General features: G+C 62.5%; 30 protein-coding genes and 1 pseudogene. 13 read left to right on the forward strand and 18 right to left on the reverse strand.

The features are described from left to right. The first annotated feature begins 117 nt into the window (after positions 1-117). From NKI79_RS09230 to NKI79_RS09270, 9 genes are all read left to right on the forward strand, one after another. Entirely contained in the window at positions 118-588 is a 471-nt protein-coding gene (locus NKI79_RS09230) for a hypothetical protein (protein ID WP_352801221.1), read from the forward strand. Beyond that, positions 585-1,805, forward strand: a complete 1,221-nt coding sequence (locus NKI79_RS09235; protein WP_352801223.1) for an NRAMP family divalent metal transporter — start codon at positions 585-587, stop codon at positions 1,803-1,805. The genes NKI79_RS09230 and NKI79_RS09235 overlap by 4 nt, the downstream gene beginning before the upstream one ends. Continuing rightward, positions 1,805-2,167, forward strand: coding sequence for a hypothetical protein (locus NKI79_RS09240; protein WP_352475750.1), 363 nt, complete (start codon positions 1,805-1,807; stop codon positions 2,165-2,167). Before NKI79_RS09235 ends, NKI79_RS09240 begins: the two co-directional genes overlap by 1 nt. Continuing rightward, positions 2,167-2,505: a hypothetical protein gene (locus tag NKI79_RS09245; protein ID WP_352801226.1), complete on the forward strand. Its 339-nt coding sequence runs from the start codon at positions 2,167-2,169 to the stop codon at positions 2,503-2,505. Before NKI79_RS09240 ends, NKI79_RS09245 begins: the two co-directional genes overlap by 1 nt. 34 nt (positions 2,506-2,539) lie before the next feature. Then, entirely contained in the window at positions 2,540-3,826 is a 1,287-nt protein-coding gene (locus NKI79_RS09250) for an SDR family oxidoreductase (protein WP_352801228.1), read from the forward strand. After that, positions 3,826-4,299 carry a DUF2269 family protein gene (locus NKI79_RS09255; protein WP_352801230.1) on the forward strand — a complete coding sequence of 158 codons (474 nt, stop codon included), beginning with the start codon at positions 3,826-3,828 and terminating at the stop codon, positions 4,297-4,299. Before NKI79_RS09250 ends, NKI79_RS09255 begins: the two co-directional genes overlap by 1 nt. 269 nt (positions 4,300-4,568) lie before the next feature. Further along, positions 4,569-5,297: a WXG100 family type VII secretion target gene (locus NKI79_RS09260; protein WP_352801232.1), complete on the forward strand. Its 729-nt coding sequence runs from the start codon at positions 4,569-4,571 to the stop codon at positions 5,295-5,297. Beyond that, on the forward strand, positions 5,294-5,689 hold the full coding sequence (locus NKI79_RS09265; protein ID WP_352801234.1) for a phage holin family protein: 396 nt from the start codon (positions 5,294-5,296) through the stop codon (positions 5,687-5,689). Before NKI79_RS09260 ends, NKI79_RS09265 begins: the two co-directional genes overlap by 4 nt. Continuing rightward, positions 5,686-6,615 (forward strand): hypothetical protein, encoded by a 930-nt coding sequence (locus tag NKI79_RS09270; protein WP_352753316.1) that lies wholly within the window; start codon positions 5,686-5,688, stop codon positions 6,613-6,615. Before NKI79_RS09265 ends, NKI79_RS09270 begins: the two co-directional genes overlap by 4 nt. A gap of 538 nt (positions 6,616-7,153) precedes the next feature. Here NKI79_RS09270 and NKI79_RS09275 read toward each other — a convergent pair. The 10 genes from NKI79_RS09275 to NKI79_RS09320 all read right to left on the reverse strand — a co-directional run bounded on the left by NKI79_RS09275 (position 7,154) and on the right by NKI79_RS09320 (position 16,537). Next, the gene (locus NKI79_RS09275; RefSeq protein ID WP_352801236.1) at positions 7,154-7,723 is read right to left on the reverse strand and encodes a c-type cytochrome; all 570 of its coding nucleotides are present in this window, start codon (positions 7,721-7,723) and stop codon (positions 7,154-7,156) included. Further along, the gene (locus NKI79_RS09280; RefSeq protein WP_352801238.1) at positions 7,704-8,588 is read right to left on the reverse strand and encodes a cytochrome c oxidase assembly protein; all 885 of its coding nucleotides are present in this window, start codon (positions 8,586-8,588) and stop codon (positions 7,704-7,706) included. The genes NKI79_RS09275 and NKI79_RS09280 overlap by 20 nt, the downstream gene beginning before the upstream one ends. Next, on the reverse strand, positions 8,585-8,926 hold the full coding sequence (locus tag NKI79_RS09285) for a hypothetical protein (protein WP_352612694.1): 342 nt from the start codon (positions 8,924-8,926) through the stop codon (positions 8,585-8,587). The genes NKI79_RS09280 and NKI79_RS09285 overlap by 4 nt, the downstream gene beginning before the upstream one ends. Position 8,927: 1 nt before the next feature. Further along, entirely contained in the window at positions 8,928-9,533 is a 606-nt protein-coding gene (locus NKI79_RS09290; protein WP_352801240.1) for a cytochrome c oxidase subunit 3, read from the reverse strand. After that, positions 9,530-11,506, reverse strand: a complete 1,977-nt coding sequence (ctaD, locus tag NKI79_RS09295) for a cytochrome c oxidase subunit I (RefSeq protein WP_352801242.1) — start codon at positions 11,504-11,506, stop codon at positions 9,530-9,532. The genes NKI79_RS09290 and ctaD overlap by 4 nt, the downstream gene beginning before the upstream one ends. Continuing rightward, entirely contained in the window at positions 11,503-12,477 is a 975-nt protein-coding gene (coxB, locus tag NKI79_RS09300; RefSeq protein WP_352801244.1) for a cytochrome c oxidase subunit II, read from the reverse strand. Before coxB ends, ctaD begins: the two co-directional genes overlap by 4 nt. 38 nt (positions 12,478-12,515) lie before the next feature. Next, positions 12,516-13,049, reverse strand: a complete 534-nt coding sequence (locus NKI79_RS09305) for a c-type cytochrome (protein ID WP_352476448.1) — start codon at positions 13,047-13,049, stop codon at positions 12,516-12,518. Further along, a complete protein-coding gene (locus NKI79_RS09310; RefSeq protein ID WP_352801246.1) occupies positions 13,046-13,915 on the reverse strand; it encodes a substrate-binding domain-containing protein in 870 nt (289 codons plus the stop codon). Before NKI79_RS09310 ends, NKI79_RS09305 begins: the two co-directional genes overlap by 4 nt. Continuing rightward, positions 13,896-15,653, reverse strand: a complete 1,758-nt coding sequence (locus tag NKI79_RS09315; protein WP_352801448.1) for a methanol/ethanol family PQQ-dependent dehydrogenase — start codon at positions 15,651-15,653, stop codon at positions 13,896-13,898. The genes NKI79_RS09310 and NKI79_RS09315 overlap by 20 nt, the downstream gene beginning before the upstream one ends. A gap of 104 nt (positions 15,654-15,757) precedes the next feature. Continuing rightward, entirely contained in the window at positions 15,758-16,537 is a 780-nt protein-coding gene (locus NKI79_RS09320) for a heme-binding protein (RefSeq protein ID WP_254818820.1), read from the reverse strand. Between the two features lie 214 nt (positions 16,538-16,751). Here NKI79_RS09320 and NKI79_RS09325 point away from each other — a divergent pair, with 214 nt between their 5' ends. From NKI79_RS09325 to NKI79_RS09335, 3 genes are all read left to right on the forward strand, one after another. Then, on the forward strand, positions 16,752-17,582 hold the full coding sequence (locus NKI79_RS09325; RefSeq protein ID WP_502894251.1) for an SIR2 family NAD-dependent protein deacylase: 831 nt from the start codon (positions 16,752-16,754) through the stop codon (positions 17,580-17,582). 281 nt (positions 17,583-17,863) lie between these two features. Beyond that, a complete protein-coding gene (locus NKI79_RS09330; protein ID WP_352476452.1) occupies positions 17,864-18,499 on the forward strand; it encodes a LysE family translocator in 636 nt (211 codons plus the stop codon). A gap of 10 nt (positions 18,500-18,509) precedes the next feature. After that, complete coding sequence (locus NKI79_RS09335; RefSeq protein WP_352801249.1) at positions 18,510-19,079, forward strand: hypothetical protein; 570 nt, start codon at positions 18,510-18,512, stop codon at positions 19,077-19,079. 41 nt (positions 19,080-19,120) lie between these two features. Here NKI79_RS09335 and NKI79_RS09340 read toward each other — a convergent pair whose 3' ends face one another. The 3 genes from NKI79_RS09340 to NKI79_RS09350 all read right to left on the reverse strand — a co-directional run bounded on the left by NKI79_RS09340 (position 19,121) and on the right by NKI79_RS09350 (position 20,122). Next, positions 19,121-19,420 (reverse strand): DUF982 domain-containing protein, encoded by a 300-nt coding sequence (locus NKI79_RS09340; RefSeq protein ID WP_352476454.1) that lies wholly within the window; start codon positions 19,418-19,420, stop codon positions 19,121-19,123. A 32-nt stretch (positions 19,421-19,452) separates the two neighbouring features. Then, a complete protein-coding gene (locus tag NKI79_RS09345) occupies positions 19,453-19,800 on the reverse strand; it encodes a DUF982 domain-containing protein (protein WP_254818815.1) in 348 nt (115 codons plus the stop codon). 118 nt (positions 19,801-19,918) lie between these two features. Continuing rightward, positions 19,919-20,122: a hypothetical protein gene (locus NKI79_RS09350; RefSeq protein WP_254818814.1), complete on the reverse strand. Its 204-nt coding sequence runs from the start codon at positions 20,120-20,122 to the stop codon at positions 19,919-19,921. A gap of 296 nt (positions 20,123-20,418) precedes the next feature. Between NKI79_RS09350 and NKI79_RS09355 the strand changes: the two genes are divergently transcribed. Further along, positions 20,419-21,003 (forward strand): sigma-70 family RNA polymerase sigma factor, encoded by a 585-nt coding sequence (locus tag NKI79_RS09355; RefSeq protein WP_254818908.1) that lies wholly within the window; start codon positions 20,419-20,421, stop codon positions 21,001-21,003. A gap of 11 nt (positions 21,004-21,014) precedes the next feature. Here NKI79_RS09355 and NKI79_RS09360 read toward each other — a convergent pair whose 3' ends face one another. From NKI79_RS09360 to NKI79_RS09380, 5 genes and pseudogenes are all read right to left on the reverse strand, one after another. Next, the gene (locus NKI79_RS09360; RefSeq protein WP_352688573.1) at positions 21,015-21,191 is read right to left on the reverse strand and encodes a hypothetical protein; all 177 of its coding nucleotides are present in this window, start codon (positions 21,189-21,191) and stop codon (positions 21,015-21,017) included. A 179-nt stretch (positions 21,192-21,370) separates the two neighbouring features. Beyond that, the gene (locus NKI79_RS09365; protein ID WP_352801449.1) at positions 21,371-21,589 is read right to left on the reverse strand and encodes a hypothetical protein; all 219 of its coding nucleotides are present in this window, start codon (positions 21,587-21,589) and stop codon (positions 21,371-21,373) included. A gap of 192 nt (positions 21,590-21,781) precedes the next feature. Beyond that, a pseudogene (locus tag NKI79_RS09370) lies at positions 21,782-22,579 on the reverse strand (class I SAM-dependent methyltransferase); the annotation flags it as partial. Continuing rightward, complete coding sequence (locus tag NKI79_RS09375) at positions 22,576-23,565, reverse strand: GNAT family N-acetyltransferase (RefSeq protein ID WP_352801252.1); 990 nt, start codon at positions 23,563-23,565, stop codon at positions 22,576-22,578. The pseudogene NKI79_RS09370 and the gene NKI79_RS09375, both read right to left, overlap by 4 nt. A gap of 7 nt (positions 23,566-23,572) precedes the next feature. Next, entirely contained in the window at positions 23,573-24,637 is a 1,065-nt protein-coding gene (locus NKI79_RS09380; protein ID WP_352801254.1) for a glycosyltransferase family 4 protein, read from the reverse strand. Positions 24,638-24,652 lie beyond the last annotated feature (15 nt).

Raw genomic sequence — 24,652 nt, forward strand, 5'->3', positions numbered from 1 at the left:
GATCGAAGGTTTGTTCCGCGTTGCCAGGCAGTTCCCGACGGTTCAGTTGACGTGACCACCGGGCGCCCTAGATGAAATTGCACGCCGAAGTCGCCTGGTGCCGGGGAGAACAATCGTGTGGCAGCAACGCTACAAGCACGTGTTGTAGATGCCATTGCAGCTATCGGTCTTCGACCAGACCGGCTGTGCCTGCTGCTGACAACGTTTGTGCTGACGGCATGCTCGCCTTCCGACCAGATCGAGCAGCAGTCGAAAACCGCGGCTTCGGCCGCACAGACAGCATCGCTGGTCCTGGGTGCCTGGGCCGCCGGGGCAGCCCCTTCGACATATACGTCGCGCACGTTGCAATCGGTCGGCAAGGCGCTCGTCGATGCCGGTGCGCAAATCCAGTCCGCCAAGTCGCCTGAGCCCAGCGAGCAAGCCGGTCTGACGGCGGTAGTCGGACAGCTGTCGGCGGCGGTGACACGCGCCGCGACGGCGGTGCAGGACGGCAACCGATCGGAGGCGGAACAGGCGCAGCAGGATATCCAGGCTGCCACCGCCGCCCTGAATGCATCCTACGCCAAACATTTCGCGCCGAAACCATGAAGAAGCTGCTCGAAATATCGCTGGGCATCGTCACCAGCGTCGGTGGCTTTCTCGAGGTCGGATCGATGGCAACCGCCGCACAGGCGGGTGCAGCGTTCAGGTTCCAGCTGATCTGGGCCGTCCTCCTGGGCACGATCTGCATCATCTTCCTGGTCGAGATGGCCGGCCGCTTCGCCGCCGTCAGCCATCACACCATCGCCGACGGGATTCGGGAACGGTTTGGCTTCACCGCCTTTCTGTGGCCGTTGCTTGCGACTTTGCTGGTCAACTTCATGGTCATGGCAGCCGAGATCGGCGGTGTCGCCATTGCGCTTGAGCTCGCCACCGGCATCGGCTTTCAGTGGTGGGCCCTGCCGGTCGCTTTTCTGGCATGGCTGTTCCTCTGGAAAGGCACGTTCGGCTTCATTGAAAAGGGCGTCTCGATCCTCGGCCTGGTCACGTTGTGCTTCGTGGTTGGCGCCGTCATGCTGAAGCCCGATTGGGGGCAGGTCGCGGCCGGTGCCGTGCCCACTCTGCCCGAGCACGACGCGGCCAATTACTGGTTCATGGCGGTCAGTATTCTTGGTGCGTCGGTCTCGCCCTACCTGTTCATGTTCTATTCGTCGGGAGCCATCGAGGACCAGTGGGACAAGAGCTATCTCGGGACCAATCGGGCCATTGCCGGATTGGGAATGAGTTTTGGCGGCACAATCTCGATCGGCGTGCTGATCGTGGCGGCGCTCGTGCTGGCAGCGCACGGTATAGAGCAGGTCGACGACTACCATCAATTGCCGCTGATGCTGATCCAGATCTTCGGTTTCTGGGGGTTCGTCCTGTTCGTTGCTTCACTAGGCATAGCCTGCTTCGGCGCTGCGCTCGAAATCGGGCTGCAGCAAGCGTACTTGGTGGCGCAGGGTTTCGGCTGGACCTGGGGCGAGGACCTGAAACCGCGCGACGATCCCGGCTTCAGCACCGTCTACACGGTCTCGCTGTTTCTCGCCGCCATTCCGATCGCCTTGGGTCTCGATCCGCTGAAGCTAACCATCTTTTCCATGGCGCTGACGGCCGCCAGCCTGCCGCTGACCGTGGTGCCGTTCCTTTTCCTGCTGAATGACGAGCGTTATGTCGGCGAGCACTGCAATGGCATGATCGCGAATGCCGCGGTCATCTTCATCATTGCGCTCGGTTTCGTGCTCGCGATCGTGACCATTCCTTTGCAGATATTCGCAGGCACGTGATGGATTTGCTGCGCGACATCCTGGACAAGCAAGTGGTTGACCGTGAGCAGGTCAAGATCGGCAAGGTGGACGGGCTGGTAGCCGAGGTCAGGCCGGGCAAGCCACCCAAAATCGTTGCGGTCGAGCTCGGCTCGATCACGCTGGCGCGTCGGCTTGGCGAGCGATCCGGGCGCTGGATGGCGCGCCTTGCGGCAAGGCTCGGCGGCAAGCGCCATGCCGAACCGCACCGCATCGCCTGGAACAAGGTGCGCGACATAGGCGTCGACATCGAATTCGACATCGACGTGCGCGAAACGGCGATTTTCGACTGGCAGGATTGGCTGCGCGACCATGTCATAAGGCGTATCCCGGGAGCCGGATGATGGCCACCGTCAACCTTGAGCAATTGGCAGGCAGAAATGTGCTTTCGCAGCGCGGCAAAAGCATCGGCCATATCGAGGAGATACGCGCCGAACCGGATGGCGACGACCTCGTGGTTACCGAGTACCATATCGGCATCTACGCGGCGTTCGAGCGTCTTTCCGCTTCGGCCATCGGCACCGCGGTCCTCGAAGTCTTTCGACTGCGCAGTCGCGACAGCATGTACCGCATTCCCTGGGACAAGCTCGACATCTCCGACCCGACGCAGCCGCGACTGTTGTGCACGATGGAAGAACTTTCCGCTATGAAGGGCAGTATCGAGGGCGATAAACCGGAATGAACGACACTTTCCCGCCGTCGGAGAATGGGGTTCAGTGAAAGTCCTGGTTACCGGCGCCACCGGCCTGATCGGTGCCTCCGTCGTGGCACGCCTTCTTTCCGAAGGGCATGAGGTAATCGGATTGGTCCGCAGCCCCGGTGCAAACCGGGCCGGCAATTACCAATTGCTGGTGCTGGACATGGCGGTGGCGCTGCAGCCCGAAGACTGGCTACCGCATCTCAGGGGTGTCGACGCCGTCGTGAATTGTGCCGGCGTTCTCCAGGACAGCCCCCGTGAAAAGACGCGCGAAGTCCATCGCGATGCGGCGGTCGCACTCTTTCGCGCCTGTGCGCGGGCAGGGGTTGCCCGGGTGATCCACTTTTCGGCGATCGGCGTCGATCGGGCGCAGCCTTCGGCGTTCTCGGCGACGAAACTGGCCGGGGACCAGGCGCTTATGACGCTTGATCTGGATTGGGTGGTCCTGCGCCCGTCCGTGGTGCTCGGCCGGCCGGTGTTTGGGGCCAGCGCATTGTTTCGGGGTCTCGCTTCGCTGCCAGTGCTGCCGTCCATGCCCGGCACCGGCCGGCTCCAGGTGGTACTACTCGACGATGTGGTCTCAACGGTCGTTTTTCTTCTCGATCCCGCCAGTCCGTCTCGCGTCGTGCTGGAACTTGTCGGTCCCGAACAACTGAGCATGGACGAGGTCGTCGGCAGTTATCGCCGATGGCTCGGTTGGGCTCCGGCAGCCAGGTTTGTCTTGCCGGCGCCTGTTGCAAGGCTTCTCTACGGCCTAGGCGACCTTGCCGCGATGTTCGGCTGGCGTCCACCGATGCGCACCAACGCGGCCAGGGAGATCGCCCGAGGAGCGGTTGGAGATCCCTCGGACTGGACCGCCGCGACCGGCATACGCCCGCAAACCCTGGCGGGCTTCCTCGCGCTCAATCCGGCAACGGTGCAGGAGAAATGGTTTGCCCGGCTGTATTTCATCAAGCCGGCGATCTTCGTCGTCCTGCCCGTCTTCTGGATCATGACGGGAATTGTGTCGCTGACAACCGGCTACGGCAGCGGCGTCGATCTGATGCAAGGCACGGGGGCCGGCATCTTATCGGCACCGATCGTGATCGCCGGCGCTCTTGCCGACATCGCCATCGGCGTGCTCATAGCCTGGCGGCCGGCGGCGCGAAAAGGCCTCTATGGCGGCATCGCGCTCTCGCTTTTCTATCTGGTCGTCGGAAGCTTCCTGAGCCCCGATCTGTGGAACGACCCGCTTGGGCCGTTCCTCAAAGTGCTGCCGATCCTGGTGCTGCACTTTGTGGCCTTGGCAGTGCTGGAGGAGCGCTGATGCTCTATTTCCTGCTGAAATTTCTGCATGTCATCGGCGCATCTGCGCTGCTTGGCACCGGCGCCGGCATCGCTTTCTTCATGCTGCTCGCCCACAGGACCGGCAATGCCGCGACGGTTGCGGCGGTGGCCCGTATCGTCGTCGTCGCCGACTTCGTTTTCACAGCGACGGCCGTGGTCGCGCAACCTTTGACTGGAGCCGCGCTCGCCTGGCAGGCAGGCTACTCGCTGTCGGAGGGCTGGATCGTACTTTCGGTCGCGCTCTATATCTTCACCGGAATGTTCTGGCTCCCGGTCGTCTGGATGCAAATGGAGATGCGCAAGCTGGCATCGCAAGCCGCCGCTGCAGGCGCGCCGTTGCCGCCGCGCTACCATCGGCTGTTCTGGTTGTGGTTCGCCTTCGGCTTCCCCGCCTTCGCTGCCGTGCTCGGGATTTTCTGGCTGATGATCGCGCGGCCAGCGATCGAGTGGTAGGTCGCAGGCAGGTCCCACTGCGATAATGCCCAGTCAAAGCACTGCGGAAAATTCCGGCCCCTGCACCGCGAATATCTGCCGGAGCGGACGTGCGTCTCGACCTGTAAGTCGCACCGGAGTACGGTCTCGTATCATTTCCAACCGCGCGCTCACGCCCATCGGCACAGGACAAGATCCCGTCTTGAGGCTGGTTAGGCTTCGCTTACAAAAAGATGACGCCTGAGGGGAACACGGGAAGCACATGCAAGTTCGGTGCGCAGTGGAGGAGATTGCGCCATGAACAGTGTTATTTATCTCATCGGTCTTGTCGTCGTCGTGCTTGCGATCCTCTCCTTCCTCGGATTCCACTAGGAGACACCATGCAGGACAAAGACGATCAAGGCCGTCAGACGGCCGATTTCGAGACAGCCAGAAGCGAGCTTTCGGAAAGACTACAACGGGAAAAGCAGACCGCGACGGAAGCGCTCCACGATGCGCGTGACGAGATCACCAGGAAAGCCGGAGATTACGCATCGGAAGCAAAGCAAGCATTGTTCAACAAGGCGGAGGGAACGCAGCGCGACATGAGCGCCAGTCTCAAGGCCTTCAGCGGCGCTTTGCGCGCGGCAAGCGAGCATCTTGCCAACAATGATCAACGGACCGCTTCGAAATTCGCCCTTGACGCCGCAGGCGGGCTCGAGCGGCTTTCCTCGTCCCTGAAGGATAAACCCTTCGACGAGGTGCTTGGCGAAATTCAGTCGTTCGGCCGCGAAAACTCGGGGGCGCTGATCGCCGGCTCGGTATTGGCAGGCCTGGCTTTGGGGCGGTTCATCAAGAGCTCGCCACCCTCTGCCCAAACCGGAGCACCGGGCCAGTCGGGAAAAGGCCGGGCGCCCGAGACGGGTCCTAGCTCGAATGAGTCGGGATGGCGATCGGCAGAGCCAGTTGAACCAGCCCCGTTAGGATCCGATCAGTCCGGCGATGACTGGGCCAATGCAAGCCTGGAGCGAAACCCATGACTGACAACCAGGACACTCGCAGCCTGACAACCCTTGTCAGCGATCTGGCACAGCAGGTCACAACACTGCTTCAAACCGAAAGCAGGCTGTTGCGGGCTGAAATGTCAGAAAAGTTAAGCAAGGCCGGCGCCGGCGCCGTGGAGGTAACGGGAGGCGTCATTTGCCTGCTTGCCGCCCTGATGGTGCTTTTGCAGGCGCTGGTGATTGCCTTGGCGAGCGCCGGCCTGGGAGCCGGATGGTCCTCGCTGCTCGTCGGCGTCGTGGTGGCAGTACTGGGCGTCATACTCCTGCGCTCCGGCAAGGCAAGCATGGCTCCCTCAGAGTTGACCCCCGACCGGACACAAGACCAACTTAAACGCGACGCACGCGTGATCAAGGACCAGATAAGATGACCGACAAATCCGCAGCCGAACTCGAACGCGATGCCGACATTGCCCGTGCCAAGATAACGGACACGGCAGACTCGATCCGGAGCAAGATGACACCAGGTCAGCTGATCGACGAATTCACCGGGATGTTCAGCGGCGAGGGATCCGCCATGCTCAGCAATCTTAAGACTCAGGTCAGGGACAATCCGTTGCCGCTTACATTGGTCGGCGCGGGCCTGGCCTGGCTGATGCTAGGCAAGGGCACGTCGGTAGACAGTTCAGCACTTGGTGCCTATTCGACCGGCAGGGAACCTGACGGCACCCGAAACTTCTCTGACCAGAGGGGCTTGGGCGGGGCCTGGCAGGACTCACGCGGCGATGAGTACGGTGCCGAGGGCGAAGGTTCCGCCGGCTCCATGCTCTCCGATGCCGCCCGTTCGGTTGCGTCCGTGGCAGGCGGTGCGACTGAGGCTGTGGCAGACGTTGCGAGCGGCGCCAAAGAAAGATTAGGAAGCACGGTCGGGCAGTTCGGCTCGGCGGCCACCGATATATCGGGGCGGGTACGGCAGTCGGCGCAGGACCTGTTCCAGCGCGAACCTCTGGCAATGGCCGCGGTGGGCCTTGCCGTGGGCACCGCCATCGGCGTGATGCTGCCTCACACAGCCGCGGAAGACGCGCAACTCGGTCCATACCGCGACAAGCTTCGTGACAGTGCCGAGGAAGTCTTTGAAGAAGGCGTCGAGCAAGCCAAGCAGGTCGCCGCCGAAGCATATGAGACTGTAAAGGAAGAGGCTGACCGGCAGGGTTCCAGTGGCGACGCCGAGACGTTGGTCGACCGCGTCGAGAAAGTCGTGAAAAAGACGGCAAGCAAAACCGAGGAAGCCATTCGCGATCGTTTGCCGGAGACCGACGAGGCTCCCAAATCGAACGAGTCTCCCGAAACGACGTGATTGCGCTGCGGTCGTTCGTGGCGACTCCGACCGCGATCGCCTCGGGGTTGGAACATCGAAGCCGGCTAGGAGCCCGCAACCTTCCGCTGACAAATGTGATCGCGGCGCTCAAGTCATTAGCCGAGGCGCTCCGGTCCATTCCGATTCTTCGCTCTGAATCCGTTCGGTTCTTCGGCTCCATGAGGCGTGTCTGCCCACGGCGTGGCACGCAATTCTCAGCAGCACTGTCCAATTCGGAAAAAACAACCACCCCGTCAATTCGACTGGGACGACGACGTCGAGATTGCACTCGGCCCATTCGCCAAAGAAGCTCATGTCCGAGATGCCCGCGAAACAATCCGCACAGCAGATTATCGGGCATAGCGGCGCTCGGCGATGTCCGACGTGATCGCGGGCAGCCTCGCCGATGCGGGCCGGTTCCGAAAGGTTCGTCGGCAGCTAAGGCATCGAGCCGAAGGCGGTGACGATTGCCGGTCCCGGCAAACCGGCATCGGTAGACCGCCGGCAGGGTTTGATCTCGACTAGGCGAGCAACGATGTCATTTCATCGAATAGAGATAGGCGGCGATATCCCGTGCCTCCTGCTCGGAAATTCTGGTCGAAGGCATTGCCGTGTGCGGATTGATCTCCCTTGCGGCCCGTATCCAACGGACCATGTTTCGCGGGTTGTTGGACAATACGCCGCCGATATAGACCCGCGTGGCCAAGCTGGCGTCGAGGCGTGGACCGACCATTCCCTGCGCGCCGGGAACGCCGGTGATCGTGTGGCATCCAGCACAGCCATTGGCCATCATGATAGGTATGGCGCGGGCGCCAACACCGCCGGTTGCATTGTCGGCCTTCTGCTCCACTCGACGGCTTTGCTCGAAGTACAACGCGATCCCGGCCAGGGCTGCAACGAGCACGACAATTGCCGCGGCGCCGAGGATGGGTCCGGACGGAGTGAAGCGCGATGTGGCGCGCACGCCGATGCTGCTGGTGGCATTGTCCGTTTTGTGCGCGACCCTGACGAGGCGCTCCGGCCACAACGTCAGCGCCGCCCAAGCTGCGGCCAGCACGGCAATTGCCGTCCCGGCACCAATGACCAGCTTAGATAGCTTGGAGCGCATGCGACGTCTCCCATCTTCTCTGTCCACTTGAGCGGATCCACAGGCCGGCCAGCAGCAAAACCGCGCCGCCATAGATCAGGCCGGCCGGAACCCACATCACCAGACCGGCGAGCTGCTGGTCCTCGAGCGAACTAAGGTTCCACAATTTCGCACCGGCTGCGTTTGCCGGATACCACAGCCTTGGCGAGACCAGCAGCAGCACCCCGAGCAGGCCGGTGTGAAGCGAGGTGAAGAAGAGGTGCATGACTGCGCTGCCATAGGCTTGTTCGCGGCCTGAACGCGGCAGCAGCACCCACCAGAACAGCAGCCCTGTACCGAAGAAGCTGGCATGTTGCGCATAATGCAGGACACCCTGCGCAAGCGCCGCCTCGAACAGCGCCGGAACGTGCCACGCCCATATCGCGACGCCGTGCAGGAAGGTCGCGGCAACGGGGCGGCTGATGGCGGCCCAAACGGTTCGAAGCACCTTCGCCTGCCCGGCTGCGCCAAATGCCAGCCGCAGCTTGATCGGCAATGCCCACATCATCGCCGCCGCCGGACGGGAGGCGACCAGCAGGGGTGCCGCCACCGCCATCAACAGCTCGTGCTCGATCATGTGGGCGGTGAAAACGCGCTCACCCAATGCATGGAGCGGACTGACCAGTGCTGCCGCCAAAATGGCCCAGCCGGTCGCGAACAGCAGGGCTTGCCGCGTCCGCAACGGGCGGCTGCGGGCGCTCCGCCGCCACAGCCGAAAGGCGCCTGCCGCGTAAAGCAGTGCGACCACGCCTAGCGGCAGCGTGATCGGCAACGCCAGTGTCCAGCCGGCCTGCGGGGCACCGGCACCGTAGCAGATCGAGGTCGAGAAAAGCGCGTCGAAGCTCATCGCAGACAGCCGTCGAGAATGAGCGAGGCGGCGCCTTGCATGACGATTACCAGCGCAAACAGCAACGCGCTGAGAATGCCGATATTGGCGACGAAATCTTCAGTGCCGCGCGCACGGTCCGGTTTAAAGGCGGCGCCACCTTGCTGGCGCGCCCGCCACGACAGCGCCCCGCCGAGCAAGGCCAGCACTGTCAGCATCAGCGCAACGACCGGTATGACAGGAATGCCGTGGGCGCACTGCCACTCCACGACCGCGTAATTCAGCTGCGTCGACACCGCCCAGGCCAAAGGCCCGGACAACAGCCCGCCCCATGATGTGCCCAAGCGAAGCGCACGCATCTCAGTCAAGCCTCGGCATCCAATAGATCAACAGATAGATCGGGATCCAGGTCGCGACCACGAAATCCCAGTAGAAGACGTTGTCGCCAACATCCCCGAAACGCCGGCCGCTATAGCCATGGCGCGTGAACATCAGGACCGTCAGCACCAGCGTGTCGCCGACGTCGGTGATCAGGTGTGTGGTGTGGAGGCCGAGCAGGACCCACAGCATTGAGCCGTACGCATTGGTATCCCAATAGATGTTGAGGGCCGGAAATTCGAACCACCGCACGACAAGCGGTGCGATACCGAGCAGCGACATGACGATCAGGCCGATGCGCACGGGCACCATGGCACAGGCTTCGGCGTAGCGGTTCAGTATGTGGTTGGGCACCACGCTGGCGAGCAGCAACAGCGTGACGATGGTGCCCGGCCAATGGTTGGGCGGCGGCACGCCCAATGGCCATTCGGGCGACAGATAGGCGAGGTAAAGATAGGCGCCTGCGGCGAGCGCGAAGCCGGTGCCCTCCAGCGCCATGAAGGCGAGAGTGCCCCACCAGGTCGGGCTGCGCGGTCCGATCCCGAAGGTCGGGAGTTTGGAAAGATCGGCGGCAGGACGCTGTTTCATTCCTCATCCTCCGGATCGCCTTTCGGCCAGAACCAACCGATCAAAGTGATGGCGATTGGCCCGCCTCCCCAGACCACCGCCCACGGGCTGAAGATCGAATAGAGAAAGGTGGCGCCGATGGCGAGCGCGGCGAACAATGGCCAGATCGACGGCGTCGCGGACTTCTCGCGCACATCTGGATGCGCTTCTGCCACGGTCGAAATAACAAGTTCGCGCACGTCGACGCGAAGCCCGGTCGCGACAGGCAGCGTGTCACGTTCGGCCCAGAGCGGCTCGGAGTGGGTAACCACCGGAATCCGAGCGAAATTATAGCTCGGCGGCGGGGAGCTTGTCGCCCATTCAAGCGTGCCCGCATTCCAGGGATTGTCCCCGGCCGGGGCGCCCCTCGAGGCGCTGTACACCAGGTTTATGGTGAACAGAACGAAGCTTAGGAACAGGACGACCGCGCCGGCTGTGATGAACAGGTTGATGTTGCCCCAGCCGAGCTCCACCGGATAGGTGTAGACCCGGCGCGGCATGCCCCACAGGCCGACAATGTGCATCGGAAAGAACGCCGCATTGAAGCCTATGAAGGCAAGCCAGAAGTGCCAGCGTCCAAGACGCTCGCTTATCATCCGGCCGGTGATCTTGGGGAACCAGAAATAGGTCGCGCCGAGCAGCGGGAACACCGACCCGCCGATCAGCACGTAGTGGAAATGCGCGGTAACGAAATAGGTGTCGTGTACTTGCAGGTCCAATGGCACCGACGCCAGCATCACGCCGGTCAGGCCGCCCGCGACGAACGTGAAGAAGAAGCCGAACACGAACAGCAGCGGCGTCCTGATTATCGGGCGTCCGTCCCACAATGTCGCCAGCCAGCAGAAGATCTGCAGCCCGTTCGGGATGGCGATCAGCATGCTTGAGGCGGTGAAGAAGCTCGCGCCGAGCTTGGGTAGGCCGGTTGCGAACATGTGGTGAACCCACAGGCCGAACGACAGGAAGCCGACCGAAATCAGCGACAGAACCATGCCCAGATAGCCGAATACCGGACGCCGGGCGAAAGCGGCGATGATCGAGGACACCATGCCGGTGGCCGGCAGGAAAATGATGTAGACTTCGGGGTGGCCGAAGAACCAGAACAGGTGCTGGAACAGCAGTACGTCGCCACCCTCGGCGGGATTGAAGATATGGGTGCCGACCAGTCGGTCGAGGATCAGAAACGTCGACGTGATCATGACTGCCGGCATGGCGAACACGATGACGAATGAGGTGACCAGCATCGCCCAGACATAGAGCGGAATCTTGTCCAGCGACATGCCCGGCGCGCGTTGCTTCAGCACGGTGACGATGGTGGCAACCGCGACCGCCAACGACGACACTTCGGTATAGGTGATCATCTGCGCCCACACGTCGGAACGCTTGCCTGGCCCGAATTCAGGACCGGACAGCGGCACGTAGGAAAACCAGCCGACGTCGGGCGCCATGTCGAGTGCAAACGACACCCAGGCGAAGAGGCCGCCGGAGAGATAAATCCAGAAGCTGAATGCATTGAGGCGCGGGAAGGCGATGTTGCGGGTGCCGACCATCAGCGGCACAAGATAGATGCCGGTCGCCTGAACGATTGGCACTGCAAACAGGAACATCATGGTCACGCCATGCATGGTGAACAGCTGGTTGTAGCGGTCCGGCCCGATCAGCCCGCGCTCCGGCCCCGACAGTTGGATGCGCATGGCAACGGCGCTGAGGCCACCGAGGCACAGGAAGACGAAAGCGGTGATCAGGTACCGCCGCGCGACAATTTTGTGGTCGACGCTCGAGAGCGCACCGATGATGCCCGGCACGGTCTGCCATGTCCGCGCCAGCCAGCGCTCAAGGCTGGCCTCGTCGAGGCCGGTATCGCGAGGGCCGTCGCGCTCGGGAGCCAGGTCACCCTTTTGTGCTGCGGCGCGTTGCTGGGCGAGGTCTCGCCCATGGGCTAGGTCGGCGCTGCTCATTTCAAGCCCTCGAGATAGGCTACTATCGCATTCAGCTCGTCCCCGTTCAGTCCCACCACGGGCATGTGGGCACCTGGCTTGATCCCTTGCGGATCGGCTATCCAGGCTGCGAGATTGCCGCGGCTCATCGCCAGCGTTCCGGCAGCGAGCGTCCGCCGACTTGCGATATGTGTAAGGTCGGGAGCGACCGTACCGCCGGCGATGGTGCCGCCGATCTTGTGGCACATCACGCATGGCCGTTTGAGGAACAGGTCGTGGCCGGTTTTGGCCTCGGTCGACACGGGAGCAGCTGCCGGCCGCAGCTGATCGTTCAGCCACGCGTCGAAGACGGGCCGAGGTTCGGCGATGATGAAGGTGCTCATATTGGCGTGCTGCGCGCCGCAGAACTCGGCGCACTGGCCGCGATAGACGCCGGGCTTGTCAGCCTTCAGATCGAGAACGTTCTCGTGGCCTGGAATGAGGTCCAGCTTGCCCGAGAGGTTCGGCACCCAGAAGGAATGGATGACGTCGGTCGAGGTTACTACAAGCCGCACCGGCTCGCCCGCCGGGATGTGGATTTCATTGGCGGTCGTCAGGATGCGGTTCGGCTGATCGTTTTCGTAGCGCACCTCCCACCACCATTGATGCCCGGTCACCCGGATCGTCAGCGCCGCATCCGAGCCGATGGCGGCGAGCGTCCGGTTAGCGAAGTAGCTCAGCAGCGTCAGGCCGACCAGGATCAGGGCGGTAGCGGCGAGTGCGGCGACGACAATTCGCATCTTGCCGCGCTCGGCGGCAGCGTCGAGGACAAGCGGATCGCCGACCGGCGCGGGGCGTCGGGCCAATGGCAGGATCAGCACGGCCATCACCAAAAGCCAGACCACCGTGCACAGTGCTGTGAAGAACCAGATCAGCCATGCAAGCTCGCCCGCGGCCGGGCCTTTTGGGTCAAGCGCGGATTGCCAGCCGCTGCATCCTGCAAGGAGCAGCATGCAGGCTGCGCCGCAGCACACGCTGCAGACAAGGCGGTTCACGGTGACTTCCCCAGAGTTGCGGCATCCGGCAGGCGATTTTCGGACGGATGGGGCATCATGTCGTCGTCGCGGCTCGGCGCAGCCGATTTCGGCGCGTTGCCGCTCAACGCGCGGACGAAGGCGGCAAGCTCCCAGATCTGGTCGTCCGGGATCTTGTCCCGGAAGCTCGGCATGCCGTTTGGCCGACCGTCCCTGATCGTGGCGTGGATGCTTTCGATCGAGCTGCCATAGAGCCACTTCTGGTCCATGAGCGCCGGGCCCATGCCGCCACCGCCATTGGCATGGCAGCCGGAACAGTTGAACCAGTTGAACAGACGCTTACCCTCGCTGAGGTGGAAGGCGTTGGCCTCGAACACTCCGGCCTTGTTGTTGGACGAGGCTGGCCGCTGGCCGCCCGGCTCGAGGGCTGTGACGGCTGCCGGTTGGTCGCCCGAGCCGAGCGCCGACTGTGGACGCGTGTCGCGTTCCTCACGCTGGCAACCGGCAAGAACGAGCATCGCCGACAGCACGCATGGAAGGCCGCGGTTCATCGCGCTGCCGCCCCGGCGACGTCGAGGCGAGGCACGTCATATGCCGCCAGGATTGCATCGATCTCGGCGCGGTGTTTGGCGAGCGCTGCGTCTACCTCGCTGCGCAGCGCATCGTCGTCGTGGCGCACGCCCATCGAGATGTCGTAGATCATCGGCAGCAGCGGACCGTCGATGCGCGGTGCAACCGGCGTAATCCGCAACGGTACTTTTTGCCTGGCACCGAAGTAGCCGGCCAACGGCCCCCAGACGACGGCCATGTCGATGTCGTCATTCGCGACCGCCTCAATGATGCGCGCTGGCGGGTTCGGCGCCGAATAGTCGCCATAGACGGGGAAACCGACGAGATGACCGACGATGCCGCGACTGCCGAGCGCCTGGACGGGTGGCGAGTTGGCGCCGTCGTCGCCGATCAGCTGGACGCCGATGTGCAGATCGCGCAGGAGAGGATCGTTGAAAGATGCGATTTCCGGCGCATCTCTGCGCGTCACGAAGACGTAGGAAGACCGGTAGTAGGGCGCGGTGGTGCGCAGCATCTCGAGATTGGTGGGCGTGCCCGGCACCAGATCGCACAGGCCGGCTTTCAGCGTGTTGCGGACGAAGCCGCGCCGCTGTGCCCACCACGTGTAGGAAACAGTCGCACCCAGCTCCCGGCCGACGAGTTCGGCAATCTTGTTTTCAAAGCCTTCCCGGGCGGCATTGGAGAACGGCATGTTGTTGGGATCTGCGCAGATCCTCAACTCGCGCGCATCGGCAACGGCGGCGACAAACGAGAGCGCCAGTGCGCCAACCACGGCGGCAAGCCGCCGCGAACGCGCTTTCCGTGAGCACATAACGCGGCCGATCGTCTCAAGGCAGCCGGAACACATACAGCGTACCTCCCGGCGTGGTTACATCCTTCAGATCCTTCATGACGTTGACGAAGCCGAGCGCGGCGGTGGCGTCGCGCGGGTCGAGATCGCCGGATACGATCGCACCGGCCCAGCCGCCGACGCCCGAAAGAACCGCAACATATTGGTGCCCGTCCGGGCCGCGATAGGTGATCGGCTGGCCGATGATGCCGGACGACGTCTTGAACTGCCAAAGCAGTTCGCCGGTCCTGGCGCTGACCGCCTTGAACCAGCCTTCCATTGTGCCATAGAACACGACGTTGCCGGCGGTGGCGACGGCGCCGCTCCACACCGGAAAGTTCTCCTTCAGGCTCCACGCCGGCTTGGCGGCGGCGACATCCCAGGCAGTAAATGCACCGCGATTGCCGCCCGGCCCGGGAATCATGCGCACGTTCATGCCGACATAGGGCGTGCCGGCGATGTAATTCACCTCGACGCCTTCTTCGTCCATGCACATGTTATTATGCGGGATGTAGAGCAGGCCGGTCTTGGGCGAGAACGCCGAAGGTTGCCAGTCCTTGAGGCCCGATGCGGTGGGACAGATGTCGCGGACGACCTTGCCGGTGCCGGTCTTCTTGTCCGGATTTACAATCAGCCGGCCGGTCTTCAGGTCGACGCCCTTGCTGGAATTGACAGGCCCGAACGGCACTGCCGACAGTACTTCGCCCGTAGTGCGGTCCAACAGATAGACGTAGCCGTTGCGTTCCGGTCGGACCAGCACCTTGCGGGGCTTGCCCTGCCAGGTCATGTCGAGCAGCACCTGTTCGTTGATGCCGTCGTAGTCGTGCAAATCGTGCGGGGTCCATTGGTAAAACCATTTGGCTGCGCCGGTGTCGGGATCGCGGGCAAAGATGCCGGCGGTCCATTTGTTGTCGCCGGGCCGCAGATCCGGATTCCACGGACCGGGATTTCCGGTGCCGTGGAAGATCAGGTTGAGGTCCGGGTCATAGGAGATCCAGCCCCACACATTGCCGCCGCCGATCTTCCAGGCGTCGGGCGGCCACGATGTCACCCCGAGATCCTTGCCCTTGTCCATGTCGTAATGCGGCTTGAAATCGGGGCCGATCAGCACCTCGGCGTCCGGGCCGGTATTGTAGGCCGTCCAGACGACGTGCCCGTCGCCGGCGTCGAGCGCCTTGATCCAGCCGCGTACGCCCATTTCGCCGCCGGAATTGCCGACCAGTACCTTCCCCTTCACCACCAGCGGCGCCATGGTGATGGTCTCGCCGATATTGATGTTGCCGATATGGGTGTTCCAGACCGGTTTGCCGGTGGCCGCATCGATGGCGATGGTATGGCCGTCGAGCGTGTTGAAATAGATGCGCCCGTCGAAGAAGGCCGCACCGCGGTTGACCACGTCGCAACAGGCAACGCCCTGTGCGGCGGGCTCGGGGTTGGGCTCGAATTTCCACTTCATCGGCGCGCCGGGCTTGGTAAGGTCAAGCGCATAGAGGATGTTGGGAAACGGCGTCACGATGTACATCGCGTTGCCGACGACCAGGGGCGCAGCCTCCTGACCCTTGTTGACGCCGGTCGAGAAGGTGAAGGCCACTTGCAGGTTTTTGACGTTGTCTTCGGTGATCTCCGCAAGTTCGCTGTAGCGGGTCGAGGCGTAGTTCTTTGCCGGCATCGCCCACTGGCCGTCGTCGGGCGGAGCAGCTGCGGCCGGCGGATTTATCGCAGGGCCTGATAAAGACTGAGCAACCGCCGCCGTCATCAGTGCAAACCCCGCCAGCAGCGTCCATCCCAGCCTCGCAGCCATTGGCCTGTTTCCGCCTTTGGCTGACACACGAGTTTTCGCCGCCACCTGTCGCCCTTTCCTCATTTGCGTATCGAGCCGCCGACCCCGGCGCCAAGCTCCGCCGCCACGTCCGCCTCGCTTCCGGCACACAATGGATGGCCCCAGCCGGAGGCGCTCTTGCCGCCGGGATCGAGGTCGTAAATGATAGCGTCCTTGCGGTTTGGGTTGACGCCTGCCGGTACCTTGTCCAGCCCGAGCGCGGCGCGCACACGCCAGGCGACATTGTGGTCGGCACAGGAGGAATCGCCGCTTATCCCCAGGGCCCCGACGATCCCCTTGCCGTCGTAGAGAGCCAGGCCGCCGCCAAACACGACGACACCGCCGATAGGCTTTCCCAGCAATGGATCGCTGGAGCTTCCAAATGTCGAAGGATCGCCGGCATAGGCCACCGCTGGATTGACCGGATTGGTGGCCTGCAGGCCGAATAGAGGACCGCCGGGCTGCACCGGCGCATAGAGGTTCGCGGTGGACAACGCCATGTGGGCGAGGCTGAGCCCGTTGGCGGTATTGGCTTTTTCGGCGGCGATCAGCCGGCTGCCAGGCCACTGGGCGTCGGCGGTCGGCCCACTGAAGGCGACGGCGCAGACGGTTCCGTCGCGAGCCACGACTGCCGCCCATTCATTAGTGTCGAAGCCGCCATTGCCGGGACCGCCGCTGGATTTGACGTTGGCCTTGAGGGCGGCCAGCAACTTGTCATGGTCGGCCGGGCAAGGTGCTTGAGCCCAAGCCTTTTGCTGGACGGCGCCGATCGTAAGCAGGAACAGACATAATGCTACCGAGACAATCCGATGGCGATCCATTAGCTGCGCCGTCTTTGTTGAACACTCTCCAACGCGTAGGAGGCGCAGAAGTGCCAAAGGGAACGAAATAAATATCGGATTCGGTCGGACAAACTCGGGGACCGGAACTCGGGACAGCCGATCTCGGTGTTGGCACTCAACCGGAAATCGGAATTATTCTTGCGATGGTCCAGGCGCGGTCGGAACAGAGCAGCACTTCTGGCAGTTGTGTCGAATGCTGTCCGCAGTCGAGCAACTGGCTCAATCGGTGAAAGAGCGACGAGCTATCTTGTTCGTTGGAGCCGGGGTGTCGATGAGCGTCGGCTTGCCGTCTTGGCAAAAGCTCATCGAACACATGCAAAACGAGCTCGGCCTTGACGAGGACATGATCGGCGCACCGGAGGCCAGCTATCAGGCGCTTGCCGAATATTACCGGCTGAAGCAGGGGAGCCTCGGCCCTTTGCGCAGTTGGATGGATCGTGAATGGAGCGTCTCGCGGGAAGAAGTGCAGCGGTCGGCAATCCACAAGCTCATCGTATCGCTCGATTTTCCGATCATCTACACCACCAATTATGATCGCAACCTCGAGGTTGCCTTCGAGATTCATGGCCGGCCCTTTGTGAAGGTGGCCAACGCAAAGGACTTGCCCAAGACGACCGGCGAGGTGACGCAGATCATCAAATTCCACGGCGATTTCGACGACGACAAATCGCTGGTCCTGGCGGAGACCGACTATTTCGACCGGCTTTCGTTCGATTCGCCGCTCGACGTGAAGTTTCGCGCCGACGCACTGGGGCGCACCATCCTGTTCATCGGCTACAGCATGTCTGATATGAACATCCGTCTGCTGTTGCACAGGCTTTGGCAGACCTGGCGGCGGTCGGGCTACGAGAAGAGCCGCCCGAAATCCTTCATCTTCATGTCGCAGCCGAGCATCGTCCAGGAGGCTGTTCTTGGCCACTGGGGCATCGATATGCTGACCGAAGAGGCCGACGATCCTGAGGACGCGCTGCTCGCGTTCCTGAACGAACTCAAGGATAGGGTGGGCCGGCCAGACAGCGCGTGAGAAAACCTGCGGAAAGCGGATTGGTCCGGCAGTGGAACCGACTGATCCGATGTGAGTTCGGGAGGACTAACGTATCCGGGACCGAGCCTGAATGGGCGCACGCAAACACAAGCGAAGAATGCATGCCAAACACGACCTGTCGGCCGAGTTGGCCTATGAGATCGATTTTTTTGCCCGCAGGTGCGGCCTGACGAGGGACGAAGCACTCAAGACGATGCGAGATGCCGGCCGGTTGAAGGATAGCGCGAAGGCATCTTACGAAACCGGGGCGAAGTAGCGGCGTGGATCCCGCTTCGTGGACGGCTTTTGTCGGAACGGTCATCCTGATGCAGATGCCGCCGGGGCCCGACAGTCTGCTGGTGATTGCGCGCGGCATCGGGCAGGGCCGTGATATTGCCCTGTTCACCGTCCTCGGAATGACTCTCGGCGCCGGTATGGTCCAGCTGCCGCTCCTTGCCCTCGGCATATCGTCGCTGCTTCAGGCATCGCCGCTTGCCTTTGCCATGCTTCGCTGGGCGGGTGCAGCTTATCTCGTTTGGCTTGGATCGCGTCTGGTGCTGTTGCCCTCAGCCAGCGTCGCCGTCGAGGAGGCGCGCAATGTCGGACCGCTTGTGGCCGCACGCGAAGGAATGATCGCCAATCTGATAAATCCTTGGCCGATAACCTTTATGGTGGCATTCCTTCCGCAGTTCGTCGATCCTGCTCGCGGATCGGTCACGCTGCAATTGCTGCTGCTCGGTGGCACCCAGAAAATGACCGGTGTGCTGGTGCTGGGCACATATGCACTCGCATCCGGCACGCTCGGGGCCTGGATTATGAAACGACCGAAGGTAAGGCTCTGGCAGCAGCGGGTGGCAGGCTGCGTCGTCGTCGGTCTCGGTATCCGCATGGCAGTCGGTGGTGGCGCGCACCGCTGAGGATCGAGCGATGCAGCGGCCGCGGATGGAACATCCGCCGACAATTTTCGTTGACATGCTCCACAAGGCGAAGAGGTCGAGCATGTCGAAGTTCCAAGCCGCTACCCCGGAGCGTTTGCAGCAGCTCAGGCTTGAGGCCACGGCGCACTTTGCGCCACTCATACTGCGCGAGGCGCTGGTGCGTCTCTGCCGGGCTTGCGGAAGCGATAGCCTCGAACGTTTCGAGAAGACCATGGTCGACCAAATCGAGGCATTGCGTGACGAAAAGGCCGATTTCGACACGATGAAGGAATTTGCCATCGAACAGCTCTATGGCTGGATTCGAGAAGTCAGGTCTTCACCGGACATGACACAGCCCCTGGAGAGCGTAGATACCCGAAGGACCCCCGGCCGCTCTGAAGAGCCGCAAACGCTGGAAGACCAGTTGCAGGCAGGCCTGGAAGATTCCTTCCCGGCAAGCGACCCACCGGCTGTTGTGTCCACCGCGATTCCCGGCGGATCGAAGAAGCTGGTCGGAACCGACGAGGTCCTCAGGCAACAGCGCGAGAAAAAGGCCGAGAACGCCAATCATTCGCGATAAACCAAGCTTTGGGCGGAACTGCAGGGAGGCAGCCTGCCGCTTCACCCGCAGTCCGATATGAAGGCTGTCGTGGCATGCCCGTCATGCGGCTCGCCTTCGACGAGAATGTTTGCCTCCCACGCGGCGTCGACAAACGCTTGCCGCGCTTTGCCGGCCGTAATTTCACCGGTTCGGGCGCGATTCAATACATCAGCGGCCGCCAGCGCCAGTGGGGCATTGCGCGCCGGCCATTTCTCGCTTTTCAGGCAATGCACTGCTTCGAAAACGGAACTGACCAATCGCGATCGCCCAGGCTTGCCGAAATAGATGCAAACAGGTGTATCGAACTCTATTCTCTGCACCGTATTCCTCCCGGTTCAAGCAAGGTGTCGCTTCAAGCAAGCTGCGTGTCTTCAGGGTCTACACGACTGTCCGATGGGCGTTTCAGCCAAACGTCGTAGGCCTTCGCAGCTGTTTTGGCGCGTGCTGGTGTTTCGGCTGCGATATCGTAGGCCAGAATGCCCGCCTTGCGGGCGAATTTATCGAACGCCGCGCGCACCGTCTCGACGTCGACCTCGTCAGCCAGCCCGGCGCGACAGGCGTCGAACGCCGCCTTGTGCGCCGGACCGCGGCTCGGCCATTCATTTAAGACGTCATAGGCCTGCCAGATATTTTCGACATAGCGAGGGAAACCAAGGCCGACGAGAATTGGAACGGGGCGGCCAAACAATTTTTTTGTCATCTGTGTCTCCGCGAAAGAGCCTGTCGCATCAACGCCCGGGGCGGACCCGAGGCTCATGCTCTTTAACGCGGGATTGCTGCACGGGTTGCAGCAGGTTTGTTCGATCGTGCGCGGCCGGTCACTTGTTGGTCCGCATCTTTTGCCGAGGATTGATACCGCCTTGCGGCGTGGTGTCGTTCTCGACATCGCCTTCGAACGTATTGGTGCCCTGATCGAGCCGGTCGCCCTCCTTGATCGTGCCCCTGGAACTGCCGATGCCGGGATCGTTGGCAAGATCGCTATCGGCCGGCGTTTTGCCTTTGGCGTGCTTGTTTCCTGTCATGGACTCCTCCTGTTTCTTGAGGTGGCAGGCCGCCCTTGAGGTCGCGGCCAAGGCTCGCTGCGAATCGCATTTCGACGCGCCAAATGGCGGCGCCCGAATTGTCGGACGACCTTGATTTTGAACTCCGCGATCCCGATGGTTGTTCCGTCAAAAATATCGCCGTCGGCCGGGATTGCTCAGCCAAGCCCTCTCCGGTTTTCTGGAGTCGGGTGATTTTCGCCAACCGGAACGATCTTTCGCCCAATGCATTTAACTGGTCTGCGCTCGCGAACTCATTCTGGACGGGAGCTGGACCATTGCCACCCACAGCCTACGCCTTAGCGACCCGCGAAACCGAAGACGTTTCCATCGTCGACCTCATACCCGCTTTGAGGGCTTTCGCCCGCACCTTCTGCCGCACTCCCGATGATGCCGACGACCTGGTCCAGGAGACGCTGACCAAGGGCCTGGCCAACATTGACAAGTTCGAAGCTGGAACGCGTATGAAGTCATGGCTCTTCACGATCATGCGCAACACCTACTACACGCGTGTCAGGGCCGCCGTGAGGGAAGCGCCCGGCCTGCTCGACTGTGCTTCGCTGCGGCCGATCTCGGAAGCGACGCAGGAATGGTCCGTACAGGGCAAGGAAGTCCACCAGGCCATCCAGAGCCTTCCCGAGCATCAGCGCGAGGTTCTGATGCTGATAGGCGTGCTGGGCGTCAGCTATGAGGAAACCGCCGAAATATGCGGTTGCGCGGTGGGAACCGTGAAGAGCCGGCTCAACAGGGCCCGCGCCGGCGTGCTTGAATACCTAGGCGAAAGTTCCTCGCAAACTCTGATGGAAAGGCGCAGCTATCTGTCCGAAGGACAACTGGACTTCGAAGCCGAGAGGCGCCGCTAATATATGTCACGTTAGTTACTGGTTCCGCGCAAGCGTCTTTCGATAAGCGCATGCTGCAATTCGATCGCAAGTTTGGTCAGCCGGTCAGGAACCCTTTCCTGCTCGATTGCCGCAAGCAAGGAAGCGATTTCCCGGTCTATCGTCAGATCGGCGCGCGTGCCGACGGAATCTTCCCTTGCGCGAGACATCGCGTTCTCTTGGCAAATGTTGGTCCCTTCATCTCACTCTGGTGGCAACAGTGCGAGTTTGCAAGAATTTGCAGGCCATCCATGCGACCGGCTTCGGTCCTTGCACAGCTTCGTCAGCGGTTGGGCTCTCGCTGCGTTTCAATTGCTCGCCGGCTGCAAGCCATATGCCGCCGCAACGATCAGTCTTCAGGCCGCCGATCCGCTGAATGATCCTGGTACTGCTCGGACTTGACCCGATTGCCGTCGAGCCCACGCTCCTTGGTGTGCTGCTTCTTGTCTCTGTTGGACAGAACGGCGTTCTCTCCGATCTTGTCCTTGGGAAGATCGGTCATCGCGCCAGCGCCGGCGCCTTTGCCGTGACTGCCGCGACCGATGTGCTTCTTGTTGCCGGACGCCATCTCGTCCTCCTTCCTGCTGTCGAATAGCGGCTTTTCCCGTTCGGCATCCGAACCTGCGTTGGGCCGCAATGTTCCGCCGGAAATCGTAAGCAGGAAGGCATCGCCATCCCAGTGCCGGAACGGCTTTTCGCCGTCGACGACAACTTGCATGCCATTTGCGTTGGCGAAGTTATGAACGTCGGCGCGATCCAGCGCCGGCGATTCGCGATATGAATAATTCAAAAGCACGGCCATGCCTGGCCTCTTCAGCACGCGTGCGATTTCCACGAAATGTCGTTCCGCGAGGCCGGCCAGCACCAGATAGGGAAAGCTGTCGACGGCCAGCACGCGGTCGAAGCTGGCATCGCGAAAATCGGCAAGATCGAAACCGCGGGTAGGGCGGAATTCTACATTGCCGAGCCCGGCGCATCGCCGGCGGGCGATCGAGATCATCGCCGGGGATATATCGCTGCCGACGATCCGGTGCGACAGAGCGGAGAGCGCCTGTTCGAACCGACCGATGCCACAGCCGATATCCAGTATGTCGCGGCCGATTCCGGTAAAGCCTCGCCTCTCCAACCATGCAACGATTTCAGCCGTAGCGGCCGCGAGCTTTTCCTCATCGCCCAGCGACGACAGCTGGACGCTCGCCGCCGGCGAGATCGCCGCCGCCGCGTCAAACCCTGCCGCCAGCCGCTTGACAACCGCATCGTCGGTCTCGCCACCGCCACGCTCATGCCGAACGGCAGCACCTGTTTTGCGCAGCGTGGCGAAGATCTCGGGCCTGCGCTGAAGCAGGTCCGCAATCCGTCGTAGTTTTGCCGTCTTTCGCGGATCGGCCGAATGCGTGTTTTGTGCAATCTTCGCCAGTTCTGCGGGTTCGATTCCTGTCTCGAAACGGAGAGCCAGCCTGGCGATGACGGCTTCGACGCTGGCACCGTCTGCCATGCAGTCCTCCAGCACCCGCCTTGCTGATGTCGACCGCCGAGATCCTGGCTGGGTCGCGCTCATCGCCCTTTGCTCCGCGTCCAGATCTTGCGCATCGTCCACCGGTCGACGGCGCCCCAACTGTATTTGTAGGCCTCTTGTCCGCGCAGAAAATCGAACTCTTCCGCGCCTTCGCAGATCGCCTGCCTTATCGCCTGGCCGATGAGCAGCGCGCCGGGACTTTCCTCAGCATAGGCCGGATCGAAGCCACCGAGGTAAGCGTAAGCGCGGCCCCGATGATGGAACCCGTAATAGGCGCCCACGATCGCGTCACCGATGGTGATAAGCCAGCATCGGGCAAGCACTTGTGCGACCAGCTGCGGCAGCGCCTGACGGTGGAATGCTTCCACGCGGGAATCGGACAGAACGCCGTCGCCGTGTCCGGCCCAGCGCGCGCGGTGAAGGCGGATCAGGTGATCGAGGAATGTCTGCGGATCGGACAAAGCGGATTCGATGGAAACCTTGCCGCGTCTCGACGCGGCCCTGAGGGCGCGGCGCAATTGGCGCCTCCGCCGCGCCGGAACACAGCCCTGAAGCGTCTGGTCGCCGGCGAGAGCGAGCACCGGGCAAGCGGCATGACTGACGGCTTGGCACGATTCGAGCGCGGCATGCCCGATGGCAAGGCCGGCGCCGCCGGGAGGCAGGTCCTGCAAGATCCACTGTGACCAGCCGAGGGAAAGAACCGTGTCGGCGATGGCGATGGCGACCGGTTCGGCGGTTTCGGGAATACAAAGGACATCCAGATAGTCGCTCAACGAAATGCCGAGCGGAAGCAGCCGCGCGCCAGCGTCCTGGCATTCCAGATAAAGTGGCGCCAGGCCGACCAGATCGTCGCCACTCCAGACGGCGACCGTCGCTAGCTCGCCGGGAGCGAATGTCCGCCACCATGGCAGCAACCATGCGGGAGACTGGAACGGCGTCGCCGAGGGACTGCGCGACCAGAGTTCCCACCAGTGCGGCTCAAGGGCTTCGAGGCCGGCCGGATCGTCGATGATCTCACCGCGGAGCATGTCCCGCTCACTTCACCGTCGCGAGCTGCCCGCTGTCTGTGCCGAGCCGTGCCAGCGCCCGATAGGCGTCCATGTAGGAGGAAACCATGCGGTCGAGTGAAAAGCGCCGCCGCGCCTCGGCCCGGCAGGTCTCGGGGTCCAAGTCGCGTGCGGCAACGATGGCTTGCGCCATCTCGTCGACATCCCCGACCAGATACCCGGTTTTGCCGTGCTCGACCACATCCGGCAGTGCGCCATTCGGGAAGGCCACCACGGGGGTGCCGCAGGCGAGCGCCTCCATGGCGACGAGCGAACTGGTTTCCGCGGCAAGGCTCGGGATGACCAGGCAGCGGGCTGTGTTCAGCAGGCGCCGCTTGGCGACAAAGCCGACCGGACCAAGGAAGCGGCGCCGGTCGTCCAGCCGAGGTCCGACGTCGTCGCGAAAATACGCGGTGTGGGTTTCGTAAGGGTAGACTTTGCCGCCGATGACCAACGGCACACCGGCCTTCTTGGCTGCGTCCAGCGCCAGATGGATGCCCTTTTCCGGGCAGACGCGGCTGAGCACGAGGGCAAAGTCGCGCTTGGCCTGCCGCTCGCTGAGCGCGTCGATGTCCACTCCGTTCGGGATCGGTTCGATGAGCCTGGCTCCCGGCGGCGCGGTTCTTTGCTGAGCCGCTGATACCGCATGCAGCCACAGATCCTCCCGTGTCGGATTGAGAGCGTCGGCCGGATACCAGTCGAGCGGCAAATGCAGGGTCACCAATGTCGGCCCGTCGCCCGGCAGATAGGCGTCGAAATCGATGCCGTGCAAATGAACCACGTCGATTGGCCAGCGAGCGCGTGCGGTAGCGATTGCAGCGCGATGAGCACGCTGCGCCCGGCGCTTCGCCGCTTCATCGAGCACGCCCGGTTCGGCCGGCGTCTCGATGAGAGTGCCCGCAGCGCTCGAGCCCTGGCAGCCGATCACGATCGAGCGGTGTCCGGCCTGTACGAGCGCCTGGTCGAGCATCGACAGCACCTGCTCGGCACCACCGACCGCATCCGGCCCGACCGGGGCGAGGGGATAGGCGACGTTGAGGACGGTGAGCGTCATGGCTGGAGAGCCGAA

The sequence above is a fragment of the Mesorhizobium sp. M0340 genome, from assembly GCF_040321535.1.
In the GTDB taxonomy this organism is placed as follows: Bacteria; Pseudomonadota; Alphaproteobacteria; order Rhizobiales; family Rhizobiaceae; genus Mesorhizobium.